We start from the raw sequence: 13,275 nt of genomic DNA on the forward strand, positions 1-13,275 counted from the left end.
CAAAAAGTTAATTCATTAAAATTAATCAATTAAAACATGTAATATTGCATTTCTTAAATAAAGCAATGAAATTTTCTAACCATTTAGTAGACTGGTATTTACATAATAAAAGAAGTTTGCCTTGGCGCACAACTAAAAATCCTTATCATATTTGGTTGTCTGAAATTATTCTTCAACAAACTAGAATTGACCAAGGAATGGCGTATTATTTTAAATTTACAACGCAATTTCCTTCAATTTTTGACTTAGCTACTGCTTCAGAAGAAACAGTGCTAAAATTATGGCAAGGCTTAGGCTATTATTCGAGAGCTAGAAACCTTCATTTTTCAGCAAAATATATTGTTAACGACTTAAATGGTGTTTTCCCTTCCAATTATAAAGATCTCCTTAAACTTAAAGGTGTTGGAGATTATACCGCTTCAGCAATAGCTTCAATTTGTTTTAACGAACCAACAGCTGTGGTTGATGGAAATGTTTATAGAGTTTTAGCTCGTTATTTTGGAATTGACACTCCTATTAATACAACTAAAGGAATTAAAGAGTTTAAACTACTAGCTCAAGAACTTATAAATACGGAAATTCCAGGAACGTACAACCAAGCTATTATGGAGTTTGGTGCAATACAATGCAAACCTCAAAATCCAGATTGCAATAAATGTCCGCTTAATACTAGCTGCATAGCATTGTCTAAAAACACCATAAAATTACTACCCGTAAAAGAAAAAAAATTAAAAATACGAAAGCGCTACTTTAATTATTTGGTAATACAAACTGAAAATAACCATACACAACTGGTGAAACGAGAAAAAGGAATTTGGATGAATATGTACCAATTTCCTTTAATTGAAACTAACACCCCAATTAATCAACAAGAATTAATAGAACACAAAATCTTTAACAACTTATTTAAACACACAAATGTATCTATTAAACTACATACTAAAATAGTTAAGCCTCATAAATTATCGCATCAACATATTTTTACAAAATTTTGGATCATAAAAACACCTAATTCGTTAAATTTTAGACATTCATGGAGCGATATTAAAAAATACCCCGTACCAGTTTTAATAGATAATTTTTTAAATGAATTTAATTACAACTAAAATTTTTAGTACTTTTGATTAAATAATAATACATAAAAAAATGGCTGGAACAATAAACAAAGTAATTCTTATTGGACATTTAGGAGACAATATAAAAATGCACTATTTTGAAGGTGGAAATTCAATAGGTCGTTTTCCTTTAGCCACTAATGAAACTTACACAAATAAACAAACAGGGGATAAAGTAAGCACTACAGAATGGCATAATATTATTGTTAGAAATAAATTAGCCGAAATCTGCGAAAAATACTTAAGCACAGGAGATAAAGTATATTGCGAAGGCAGAATAAAAACACGCCAATGGGAAGCTGAAGACGGTTCTAAAAGATATAGTACTGAAATACACGTTTCGGATATGACTTTTTTAACTACCAAAAAAGAATTAAATGCTCCACAACCAAAAGTAGAAAACAAACAAGTTGAACCTCCTAAAAAAGAAACTTCTTCTTCTGATACTTCTGAAGCTGAAGACGATTTACCATTCTAAGTTTAATTAAATAAAAAACAATTGGATCCTGAACCCACACTTTTAGTCACAACCTTAATTGAAAGCCTTAATATTTGGCTACTTCTTAGTTTTATAATGTTATTTTTATTGCTGACACTTTCGGCTCTAATTTCTGGTGCTGAAGTTGCCTTTTTCTCACTTTCAAGAACTACGTTAGCAAATGCTCTAGAATCTGAATCTAACAAACAAAAAACAGTAGTTAAATTATTAGAAAATCCTCAAAAATTATTGGCTACAATACTAATATCTAATAACTTTATTAATATATTGGTTGTATTAATTTTCGCCTATATTGGTGAAACTATTTTTAGTAACATCACATCTTATTTGTTAAAATTTTTAATAGAAGTTGTATTAGTTACCTTTTTAATTTTACTTTTTGGAGAAGTATTACCAAAAGTTTATGCTTCTAGAAACTCTTTAAAATTCGCCACTTTTATGGCAGTACCACTAAAAGTTTTAAATTCTGCTTTAACAGTAGTTAGCTTACCTTTAATGAATTTAACCAATAGTATTGAAAACAAATTAGGGAAAAAACAATCTAACCTTTCTGTAGAAAAATTATCTCAAGCCTTAGAATTAACTTCAAATGAAGCTACATCACAAGACGAACAAAAAATTTTACAAGGTATTGTTAGCTTTGGAAATACAGAAACTGGTCAAGTAATGACACCTAGAATAGATGTTTTTGCAATTTCTAGCAGCGAATCTTACAGCACCATTATAAATAAAATTGCAACTAAAGGATTTTCTAGAAACCCTGTTTATAATGAAAATACCGATAATATTATTGGTGTTTTATACGCCAAAGATTTATTACCACATTTAAATAAAAAAGATTATAAATGGCAAGATTTAATTAGAGACCCTTACTTTGTTCCTGAAAATAAAAAACTAGACGATCTTTTAAAAGAATTTCAAGAAAAGAAAAATCATTTAGCAATTGTAGTTGATGAATACGGTGGAACTAGCGGTGTAATTTCTCTTGAAGATGTAATTGAAGAAATAGTTGGAGACATTAATGATGAATTTGATGATGAAGATATTTTATACTCTAAACTAGACGCTAACAACTATATATTCGACGGTAAAACAAACTTAAAAGATTTTCATAAAATATTAGAAATTCAAGACACAGAAATATTTGATAAAAACAAAGGAGAATCTGAAACTATTGCAGGATTTATTTTAGAAATTTGCGGAAAATTCCCAAAAAAGAACGAAATAATAAAATTCAGTTCTTATACGTTTAAAATTGAATCTATGGACAAAAAAAGAATCAAACAAATTAAAGTTACAACCCATAAAAATCCATAAAAATTTAATGAAAAATTTTATTTTAATGTTAGCAGTGTTTTTAGTTGTAATTTCTTGTACAAACAACACCTTACCTAAACCAAAACCTTATTTAAAATTACAATACCCCGAAGCTTCTTATACCACCTTTAATTCTAAATGTCCCTATAATTTCGAATACTCTAAAGGTGCTGTAATTTCTATTAAAGAAAACTGTTGGGCCAGCATTAAATATCCAAAATTAAAAGCAACAATACACATAACGTATAGAGAAATAAATAATAATTTAGATGAAATTTTAAAAGAAGTAGAAAAACTCACTTACGAACACACCATAAAAGCAGACGCTATTCCCAATGCATTGCCTTATGAAAACTTCAACAAACATGTATACGCTAAACTATACAATGTTGAAGGAAACGTTGCATCAAATATTCAATTTATGGCAACAGATAGTGTAAAAAATGTACTTGCAGGGTCTTTATATTTTTACACAAAACCAAATTACGATTCAATTTTACCAGCAGTAAAATACATAGAAAAAGATTTAATTCATCTAATTGAAACTTTAGAATGGAAATAACAACAAATAAAAAATACAAGTACACAAAAACAATAAGAAATTGGCTTTTATTAGGTTTAATTATGTTAGTTGGACAAGTAATAATTGGCGGTATTACAAGGTTAACAGGCTCTGGACTTTCAATAACACGTTGGGATATTATTACAGGCGTAATCCCTCCTTTAAATGCTGAAGATTGGTTACACGAATTTAATTTATACAAAGAAACACCCCAATTTCATAAAATAAATTCCACATTTACAATACAAGATTTTAAGTTCATATATTTCTGGGAATATTTTCACAGACTTTGGGTACGCGCTTTAGGATTTATATTTTTAATTCCATTTATAATTTTTGTTATTAGAAAAAAAATTAATGGCTATTTAATAAAACGATTAGCACTTGTAGTTTTGTTAACTATTTTAACTGCTTCTGCTGGCTGGATTATGGTAAAAAGTGGCTTAGTTAATAGACCTTGGGTAAATGCATACAAACTTACAATACATTTTATCTTAGCTTTATTAGTAATAACAGCTATGGTTAAAACTATTGCAGATGTTTATAATTATGGATCACGCAGCGTGGTAGGTTCTAAAAAAATAGTTTCAGTTGTTATGGTAGTTACCTACATTCAAATGGTTTTTGCCGGATTAATGTCTGGTATGAAGGCTGGCTTATACTATCCAAGTTGGCCAGATATGAATGGTGAATTTTTACCTGCAGTTTTATTGAATTCAGAAAATTGGATTTGGCATAATATGATTAATTATGATAGTTATCTATTTGCCCCAGCATTAATACAATTTACACATAGAATGTTGGCTTATTTATTACTTACAATTACTATTTACTTGTTTTTTAAACTAAAAAATAACGTAACTGCATTTAGTAAAAAATGGTTAAACACCACCTTATTTTTAGTATTACTACAAGTTATTTTAGGAATATTAACCGTATTAAATGTGGCTGGTAAAATACCGCTGTTTTTAGGTACAAGCCACCAATTGGTAGGTGTTTTATTTTTAATTAGCCTGCTATTTTTTAATTATTCAATTAGAAAACAGAAAGCATAATTCTATAGTTTTTAAATTAAAAAGCTTTAAAACTACTATATTATTTCCTGTAAAAACAGGAATGACAGAGCAACCATAATTAATTTTATTCATTTAACTTCCAAGTGGTAACTTCACCATATTGTCCGGCTACAATAAAAAGACTGTCTGGAGAAAATTTAACAAATTTTGGTGTATCATTCTTGTATTTCCCTGGGTAATCTATAAATTTTCCAGATTTTAAATTCCAAACTCTTACTGCACCATATACTCCTGCAGCAATACTTTTACCATCGGGTGAAAAACTAAAATAGGTAGGAGTTGTATTTTCATACTTAACTTTATAGTCTGTAAAATCATTTGAATTAAGTTTCCAAACTCTTATTGCCCCATAAATTCCAGTTGCAATATAGTTGTCATCAGGAGAAAAACACACAAAATTTGGAGTTACATTTACTCTATCTAAACTATAATCTCTATATTTATTGGTTCCGGTTTTCCAAACTCTTACCTCACCATAAATCCCTGCAACTATGTATTTTCCGTTATTTGAGAACTCTACATACATTGGTGTACTATTTTTATACACAATCTCGTAGCTCTTAGTAAACGTTTGACAAAATAAATAAGAATAACTAAATCCTAAGAAAACGATTACTAAACTGATTTTCTTATACATATCTTACACTTTTTATTAATTAGTATTGATTAATAAAAGTGAACAAAAGATATGCCAATTATAATAAAAAAAGCTGCCTGAAAATTATAATTTTCAGGCAGCTTTAAGCTAATTAAATGTTTAAAAAACTACTGTTTTACAGCTTCTTTTAAAGCATTAGCGCCTTCTTTAACTTTTTCTGCTCCTTCTTTTACAGCATCAGCACCATCTTTTACTGCATCTTTAACAGTACTTGCTGCATCTTTAGCATCAGAACTTAAAGAGTCGATTACTTTTTCAGCTCCTTCTTTCACTTCTTCAACACCTTCTCCTAAAGCTTCTTTAGCATCTTTAGCAGCCTCTTTAAGATCTTCTTTTGCTGCTTCAACTTCAGTTGAAACACCATCTTTTAAATCTTTTTTCTCAGTTTCTTTGCAAGAAATAGTAATTACACTAATTATTGCAACAGCAATTAATAATTTTAACGTTTTCATTTTTAGCATTGTTTATTTAAGTTTGACGCAAATTAACAAAATTTTAACAAATAAAAACAAAAAAGACACTATTTATACTATAAATCATTTATTCTCAGAAGTTTCAAGTGATTTTTATGATTTTAATATATTACTAATACAAAAATTTAATTAGCAATAATCTTTCTAGAAGTTAATCTTATTCAAGCAACTCCTTCAACTAAAAACATCTAATACAATTTCTGAATTATTTTTAGCGATAATTCAAATTGTTATTATTTAGCTTCGTTATTTTCTATAGAATCATCTTCAATTAAATCTATAGCTGTAGTTTTAGAAACTGAGTATAAATCGCCTCCTGCAATTCCTCCTATTTTCTCAGATATATCTTCTGCACTTAATTTATTGCTATCATAAGTAAAAAGACCTTTTTTAGATTCGAAACTCACTTTTGTATAAGCTACACCATCTACTTTAGACATTTTAGATTGTATTAATCTAGCACATCCAATTTCACAGGTCATACCTTCAATATCTACTTCAATACTTTTGTAGTTTGCTGCTACTTCTTGAGTAGTTTCATTTTCTTTAGCTGCATCTTTACTTTTAGACTGATTGCATGAAAAAGTAATTGCAGTTAAAACAATAAGTAAAAGGCTTGTAATGGTTCTCATTTTTTTAATATTAATAGTTCATACAAATCTATAAACTATTAATATTAAATCCGAATATTTATCCGAATTTTGCATTTTTAAAAATAAAATGGAAACTAAAAACTTACGCTGGATTTACTTAGGAGTTCTTTCTTTAATTTGGGGAAGCTCCTTTATTTTAATGAAGAAAGCATTAATTGGGTTATCGCCAATGCAAGTTGGAGCTCTAAGAACCTTATTTACAGCTATATTTTTAATATTAATTGGTGGTAAAAAAATAATTAAAATTAAAAAGAAACAATGGTATTACTTAACTTTAAACGGATTAGCTGGCACTTTTTTTCCGGCCTTTTTATTTGCATATGCTGTTGACAAAATTGACAGTTCTATCGCTTCAATTTTAAACTCTTTAACACCTTTAAACACCTTAATTGTAGGTGCTGTAATTTTTGGTATTGGTTTTAGAAAAAAACAATTAATAGGTGTTTTAATTGGTTTAGTTGGTACTTTAATGCTTATTTTAAAAGGTGCTGAACTAAATCCTAATCAGGATTATTTTTATGCGAGCTTTATTTTAATAGCTTCTATAGGGTATGCTTTAAATGTAAATATTTTAAAGAAGTACTTATCTGATTTAGATGCATTAAGCATTACTGTTGCTAATTTTGTATTGCTTATAATTCCAACTTTAATAGTGCTATGGTTTACCGGTTTCTTTGATACTTTTGAATTGAATGCAACTACTAAATCAAGCCTGTTTTATTTAGCAATTTTAGCCATAATTTGCACTGGAATTGCTAAAATTATATTTAATAGATTAATTCAAATATCTTCACCCATATTTTCATCTTCTGTAACCTATTTAATTCCAATTGTTGCAATTACTTGGGGTATTTTAGATGGAGAAAAAATAACATTGTATCAGGTGCTATCTGGATTTATAATATTACTTGGTGTTTATTTAGTTAACAAATCGAAATAAAAAAAGGCTGTTTAGAAAATTAAATTTTCCAAACAGCCTTTAAACTATTTTAACTTCTATTAAAAGTCCTCTTCAGAAACTCCTTCGTTTACTTTAGCATCTGTTAATTTAAATTCAACTTTTTGTGGTCCTAAACTTCCTATTTTAGTTCCAGCAAATTTAACACCGTTAAATTCTTTATAATCGCTGTAAGTAGCTTCAGATTTTTGAGTTTGCCCACCCATACTAACTGTTTGTACTTCTTTTACTTTTAAACCAGTTTCAACATCAAAATAAATATCTGTAGAAACAATTTCTCCTTTTGTAGAAATTACATAAGCATCTTTTCCATCTAAGGATTCTATACCTGCTAATTTTGAACTTTCGTTATTTAGTAATCCCATTTCTAAGAAAGTACCTAAAACATTTGTCATTTCAGAAGCCATATTTTCAGGTAATGGTTGTTTGTTCATAGTAACTCCATCTTTACTCATTACTATTTTTTGCATTACATTACCCCCCATACTTGTTTCATTAGCATATTTAGTAGCCGTTCTTTTCTCTGTACTTGAAATAACGTTACCCATCGCTTCTGCTTCATAAGTTACAAGTGTACTTTTAATAGCTTTAATTTTATCTACACCACCAATAGCATTAAAATATGCTTCAATTACAGATTTCTTAGAAACCCCATCAGCTATTGAAGCCGATTTTTCTGAAGCTGCTTTAGCTGCTGCTGCTGCTTTTAAAATTGATTCTTCAGTTGGCTTAAATACTACTTCGTAAGTTTTAGCATTTTTCAACAATTTTTTAGTGTAATTTTGAATATCTTTAACTGTAATATCATTTACAATTTCATCAAAATTTTCTGGAGCATCTATATTATAATTTTCACGATAAAAGTTCATTAACAAACTCATGTCATAATTATTATAATCTTTTTGCTCTTCTCTTTCTTTTTTGTAATTAGTTAATGTTTTATCAAGATCTAATTGTTGAATTTCTCCGTTGGCAATTTTTTCAATTTCATTATGCACAATATCAACTAATTTATCAACTTTATCTGGATTACAATCAAAATTAACTGATAGTGTAGCTTGATTTACAGGTCTTTTAGATAAGCTACTTCTTGCAGAAGCTCCGTAAGTTCCACCTTCTTCTTCTCTAAGTGTTTCTGTATATCTTAATTGTAAAATATCTCCTAAAGCTTTTGCTATCATGTTGTTTTTTAACGTGTATTTCATATCGTTTTTATATGAAATTCTTACAGAACTTTTAGGATCTTCCATTTTAAGAAGAATGTCTTTATCTATAGTATCTGAAACCCAGTTTGTAGAATTGTCTTTCCACATTTCCATCTCCTTAGTTGTTTCAATACTTGCAATATATTTTTCTAATAAAGGTTCTAAATTTTCTTTTTCAACATCTCCAACAATAAAGAATTCGAAATCTGCCGCATTATTAAATCTATCTAAATAAATAGCTTTTGCTTTTTCAAAAGACATTTCATCAACCAATTTTTGATCAAAAATACGTTGTGTTGGATGATCTTTACCGTAAAGCGTAGTAATTAAACTATCGTTCATCTTTTCAGTAATATTTTCACTTTTTCTAATTAAGTAGTTTTTAACGTTTTCCATTAAAACTGTATAAGCATCTTCATCAAAACGAGGTTTTTCAAATCTTAAATACACCATTTGAAGCATCGTTTCAACATCCTTTGTTGAAGATGATCCAGAAACACTTTCAGATAAAGAGTTTATACTAACTGATGTACTTGCTGTTTTACCTGCTAATACTTTTGGTAGATCTGTTCTAGAAAAATCTCCTAAACCAGAAAATTGTGCTACTCCAGTTGTAAGTGATGCAGAAGCTAACTCAGCATCTTCTAATAAAGACATACCTCCATAACTTGTAGCATTTAATCTTACGTCATTTTCATTTTTATCAGCAAATTTATAGTGTACTTTAATACCATTACTTAAAGTAAAAGTTGTTGCTTCAATTTCTTTATTATAATCTTCTGAAACAATAGTACCTTCTTTTATAGTTACGTCAGAAATTAATGTTTTTCCGCTAAAAGAATCTTCATAAGCAGTTATTGAATTGTCGTTCTCAACTTCATTAATAATTGCAACAGCTTGTTCTTCTGTTAAATTATTATTTCCTTTTACTCCTGTAACAATAATAGCTCTATTTTCTTTAGTATATAATTTTTTTAATGTATTATTTACTTCTTCAATATTAAGCTTATCAAAAATATTTTTGGCAATTTCATATTCTTCAACAATATCTGTCATTGTTTCATTTTCAAGATAGTTTTGTTGAATTGTTCTAATAATTCTTTTATGAGAAAAATCGTTTATTTTAGCAATTTGAGTTTCGTAGCTATTTTTAATTTCAGCAATTTTTCTACTCATTTCAGCTTCAGTAAAACCAAATTTAACTGCTCTATTTAACTCTGTTAAAGCTTCTTTAAAAGCATCTTGTTGTTGGTTTGGCTTAGGATAAACTGTAAGACTTAATTGTTTTTTACTTCTTACAAAGTTTCCAAAATTAAAACGTGCAGCCATAAAAGAAGCATCTGGATTTTGGGTTTTTTCGCTAATTCTAGCTGAAAGCATAGAAACCATTAAACTGTTGATTAAAGACTCTTTTAAATCTTTAACCGTTTGATCTGCTAATGATCTTGGGTGATTAATACTGAATGCTATATTTGATGTAGTTACCTCTTCATCCATAGCCATTGTATATAACATTTCTTTGTGGTCAGGAATTTGAACTAGGAAACGTTCTTTTGGATTTTCTACAGCAGGAATGCTTGAAAATTGTTTTATTATTTTTTGCTCAATCTCATCAACATCAATATCTCCAACTACAGCAATAGCTTGTAAATCTGTTCTATACCAGTCGTGATAAAAATCTCTTAATGCTTTGTATTCAAAGTTTTCTACTATATCCATTAAACCAATTGGCAAACGATTAGAGTATTTAGAATTACCAAACATAACTGGAAGCGTTTGCTGCAACACTCTCATTTGTCCGTTCTGTCTAGTTCTCCACTCTTCTTTAATAACACCTCTTTCCGCATCAATTTCTTCTTCAGTTAATAGTAAATAGTTAGACCAATCGTTTAAAATTAACAATGCTGTATCTACTAAACCATCCTTAGTAGGTATGTTATCTAAATTATAAACAGTTTCATCAAAAGATGTATATGCATTAATATCTTTTCCGAATACAGCTCCGTGTTTTTGCAACGTATTTAAAATACCTTTTCCTTCAAAGTTTTTGGTACCATTAAATGCCATATGCTCTAAAAAGTGAGCCAACCCTTGTTGGTGATCATTTTCTAAAACAGAACCAACATTTTGAATTATATAATAACTAGCAACATTTTTTGTTACATCTGTACTATATATGTAATAGGTCATTCCATTTTCCAGTACACCTTTTTTAATTTTTTTGTTTACAGGCAATGGAGCTTCTAAATTAACTTCTTGCGCAAAAGTGGTAAAACTTAAAAAAAATGCGAAAAAGCTTAAATAATAAAATTTTCTCATTAGTATTGAATTATATTGATTATTAAGGTTAAATTATACATACTTGTCGTACGTAATTTCTTATTGTTACAGTTTTAGTGAAAATGAATTCAAATTTAAAATTATTTTATTTGTTTCACCTTTATTTCTAATAAATTAACTAAACATTAATACAAATTCTAACCAGTTTTTACTGTTTAATGTTATACTATATTCGCTCAACACCTTCTTACTTACTGATTAAAAAGCATAAAGGTGAAAAATTCTCTTATACAGACAAGTTTTAACCAAAAAACATTTAAAAACTAAAATATAAATTTATAAAACACTAACAATAAGCACTTTATTATAATAATTTTGTTTTGTTGAATAAGAAAAAAGCCATATATTTGCACCCGCCTTAATTGAAAAGGCAATTATTTATTAATAAAGCGAATAAAAACAATACGTATGTATGCAATTGTAGAAATAGCAGGGCAGCAGTTTAAAGTTGCGAAAGACCAAAAGGTTTACGTACATCGTTTACAAGAAGAAGAAGGAAACAAAGTTTCTTTTGATAAAGTTCTTCTTTTAGACAACGATGGTGCAGTAACAGTTGGCGCCCCAGCTATCCAAGGAGCCGAAGTAACGGCCAAAATTTTAAGTCACTTACAAGGTGATAAAGTAATCGTTTTCAAAAAGAAACGTAGAAAAGGTTTTAGAAAAAAGAATGGTCACCGCCAAGCTTTAACTGAAATTCAAATTGAAAGTATTGCTGCAAGCGGTGCTAAAAAAGCAGCTCCAAAAGCTGAAAAAGCAAAAGCTCCAGCAAAAAAAGCATCAACTAAAAAAGGTGATGATTTAAAGAAAATTGAAGGTATTGGACCTAAAATTGCTGACACTTTAGCAGCAGCAGGTATTACTACTTTTGCTGAATTAGCTAAATCTGAACCAGCAAAAATTGCTGAAATTATTGCTGATGTACGTGGTAACCACGTAACAGATACTTGGCCAACTCAAGCTCAATTAGCTACTGATGGTAAGTGGGATGAATTGAAAGAATTACAAGATAGATTAGACGGAGGCGTTGAAAAATAAATCTGTAACGTTTAACTTATAAAAACTTAGTAAAATGGCACATAAAAAAGGAGTAGGTAGTTCGAAGAATGGTAGAGAATCAGAATCGAAACGACTAGGAGTAAAAATATTTGGTGGACAAGCTGCTATTGCAGGTAACATTATTATCCGTCAAAGAGGAACTCAACACCACCCTGGTGATAACGTATATATGGGAAAAGACCATACTTTACACGCAAAAGTGGACGGTATTGTACAATTCCAAAAGAAAAAAGACAACAGATCTTATGTTTCTATTGAGCCTTTTGAAGCTTAAGAAACAATTTTCTTTAAATTTTCAAAAACTCCTAAACTAGTAAATAGTTTGGGAGTTTTTTTATGTGCTTATTTTGTTGATTCGTTTTTTTTTTTTTTACATTTATGCTTGAAAAGGATTAATAATCTATTTTTTTAATAAGACACTTTATGTTTAACCTTAAAAAAATTGCTAATGAACTAAATCTACCTTTAAAATAAGAGGAGTCATAAGTGTTTATAATTCATATACAGTTGTTACAAGGATAACAAGCCTCGTAATCTCACAAAACAAAATCTTTATCATATATAATAATATAATCTATAAGGTATTATATATGATTATTAATCCAAAAAAATAATTAAAAATGAAAAAAATATCACTTCTTACGTTTTTAATATTATTGTATAATATTTCTTTTTCTCAAGGTATTAAAGGAAAGGCTATTTATAGCCTTTCCTTTAGTGAATCTTATATGCAAAATATGAAAGAATCAAAAAGCAACTATGTAAAAAACCTTGCTAAGCAAATGGCACAAAACATTGCTAAAATTGAAGTTGAATTAAAGTTTTTAAATGAAGAATCTATTTTTAAGGGTATTGAAAATATAGATATATCTGATATTGAATATGAATCAATTATGGGAATGATTTTTTCAAATGGGGTTAAGTATACAAATTTAGAAACTAAAGAAACTTTATGGCAAAAAGAGGCATATGGTCAAAAGGTATTGCTAAAAAGTAGCTTGGATTCTCTAAAATGGGTGCTTGTGAATGAAACAAAACAAATAGGTGAATTCTTTTGCCATAAAGCAACCACTACTAGAACGGTTATTAACTCTAAAGGAACTTTTCATCATCTTATTGTAGCTTGGTATTGCCCTGAATTACCTATTAGATTTGGACCAGCTGGATATGGAAATTTACCAGGATTAATTATTAAGCTAACTGAACAAACTGCTATATTTAATTTAAGAGAATTAGTTTTAAATTCAAAAGAAAAAATTGTAATTAAAAAACCAAGCAAGGGAGAGTTAATGACAGAGAAAGAGCTATTAAATATAGGTTTTGACAGAACAAATAAGTTTAAAAAGTCTTTAAGAAACTAATT

General features: G+C 28.6%; 13 protein-coding genes. 9 read left to right on the forward strand and 4 right to left on the reverse strand.

Annotated elements, in window-relative coordinates:
- Positions 1–65: 65 nt before the first annotated feature.
- From mutY to MKD41_RS10805, 5 genes are read left to right on the forward strand one after another with little or no spacing between them, the layout of a single operon-like run.
- A complete protein-coding gene (gene mutY, locus MKD41_RS10785; RefSeq protein ID WP_240242305.1) occupies positions 66–1,106 on the forward strand; it encodes an A/G-specific adenine glycosylase in 1,041 nt (346 codons plus the stop codon).
- Between the two features lie 40 nt (positions 1,107–1,146).
- The gene (locus MKD41_RS10790; RefSeq protein ID WP_240242306.1) at positions 1,147–1,593 is read left to right on the forward strand and encodes a single-stranded DNA-binding protein; all 447 of its coding nucleotides are present in this window, start codon (positions 1,147–1,149) and stop codon (positions 1,591–1,593) included.
- A 21-nt stretch (positions 1,594–1,614) separates the two neighbouring features.
- Positions 1,615–2,931 carry a gliding motility-associated protein GldE gene (locus MKD41_RS10795; RefSeq protein ID WP_240242307.1) on the forward strand — a complete coding sequence of 439 codons (1,317 nt, stop codon included), beginning with the start codon at positions 1,615–1,617 and terminating at the stop codon, positions 2,929–2,931.
- A 7-nt stretch (positions 2,932–2,938) separates the two neighbouring features.
- On the forward strand, positions 2,939–3,493 hold the full coding sequence (gldD, locus tag MKD41_RS10800; RefSeq protein WP_240242308.1) for a gliding motility lipoprotein GldD: 555 nt from the start codon (positions 2,939–2,941) through the stop codon (positions 3,491–3,493).
- Complete coding sequence (locus tag MKD41_RS10805; protein WP_240242309.1) at positions 3,484–4,548, forward strand: COX15/CtaA family protein; 1,065 nt, start codon at positions 3,484–3,486, stop codon at positions 4,546–4,548. Before gldD ends, MKD41_RS10805 begins: the two co-directional genes overlap by 10 nt.
- 85 nt (positions 4,549–4,633) lie before the next feature.
- On the opposite strand, the gene MKD41_RS10810 is transcribed toward MKD41_RS10805, so the two are convergent.
- The 3 genes from MKD41_RS10810 to MKD41_RS10820 all read right to left on the reverse strand — a co-directional run bounded on the left by MKD41_RS10810 (position 4,634) and on the right by MKD41_RS10820 (position 6,332).
- Positions 4,634–5,095, reverse strand: a complete 462-nt coding sequence (locus tag MKD41_RS10810) for a WD40 repeat domain-containing protein (RefSeq protein WP_240242310.1) — start codon at positions 5,093–5,095, stop codon at positions 4,634–4,636.
- A gap of 239 nt (positions 5,096–5,334) precedes the next feature.
- Positions 5,335–5,679, reverse strand: coding sequence for a hypothetical protein (locus MKD41_RS10815; protein WP_240242311.1), 345 nt, complete (start codon positions 5,677–5,679; stop codon positions 5,335–5,337).
- A 254-nt stretch (positions 5,680–5,933) separates the two neighbouring features.
- On the reverse strand, positions 5,934–6,332 hold the full coding sequence (locus MKD41_RS10820) for a heavy-metal-associated domain-containing protein (RefSeq protein WP_240242312.1): 399 nt from the start codon (positions 6,330–6,332) through the stop codon (positions 5,934–5,936).
- Positions 6,333–6,420: 88 nt separating this feature from the next.
- On the opposite strand from MKD41_RS10820, the gene MKD41_RS10825 reads away from it, so the two are divergent.
- Positions 6,421–7,293 carry a DMT family transporter gene (locus tag MKD41_RS10825; RefSeq protein ID WP_240242313.1) on the forward strand — a complete coding sequence of 291 codons (873 nt, stop codon included), beginning with the start codon at positions 6,421–6,423 and terminating at the stop codon, positions 7,291–7,293.
- 59 nt (positions 7,294–7,352) lie between these two features.
- On the opposite strand, the gene MKD41_RS10830 is transcribed toward MKD41_RS10825, so the two are convergent.
- Positions 7,353–10,835 (reverse strand): M16 family metallopeptidase, encoded by a 3,483-nt coding sequence (locus MKD41_RS10830; protein ID WP_240242314.1) that lies wholly within the window; start codon positions 10,833–10,835, stop codon positions 7,353–7,355.
- A gap of 429 nt (positions 10,836–11,264) precedes the next feature.
- Here MKD41_RS10830 and rplU point away from each other — a divergent pair, with 429 nt between their 5' ends.
- The 3 genes from rplU (at position 11,265) to MKD41_RS10845 (ending at position 13,273) form a co-directional block, all read left to right on the forward strand.
- Entirely contained in the window at positions 11,265–11,891 is a 627-nt protein-coding gene (gene rplU, locus MKD41_RS10835; RefSeq protein WP_240225749.1) for a 50S ribosomal protein L21, read from the forward strand.
- 34 nt (positions 11,892–11,925) lie between these two features.
- Complete coding sequence (gene rpmA, locus MKD41_RS10840; protein ID WP_240242315.1) at positions 11,926–12,186, forward strand: 50S ribosomal protein L27; 261 nt, start codon at positions 11,926–11,928, stop codon at positions 12,184–12,186.
- A 346-nt stretch (positions 12,187–12,532) separates the two neighbouring features.
- Positions 12,533–13,273, forward strand: a complete 741-nt coding sequence (locus tag MKD41_RS10845; RefSeq protein WP_240225751.1) for a GLPGLI family protein — start codon at positions 12,533–12,535, stop codon at positions 13,271–13,273.
- Positions 13,274–13,275: the final 2 nt, after the last annotated feature.

The organism is Lutibacter sp. A64 (assembly GCF_022429565.1).
In the GTDB taxonomy this organism is placed as follows: Bacteria; Bacteroidota; Bacteroidia; order Flavobacteriales; family Flavobacteriaceae; genus Lutibacter.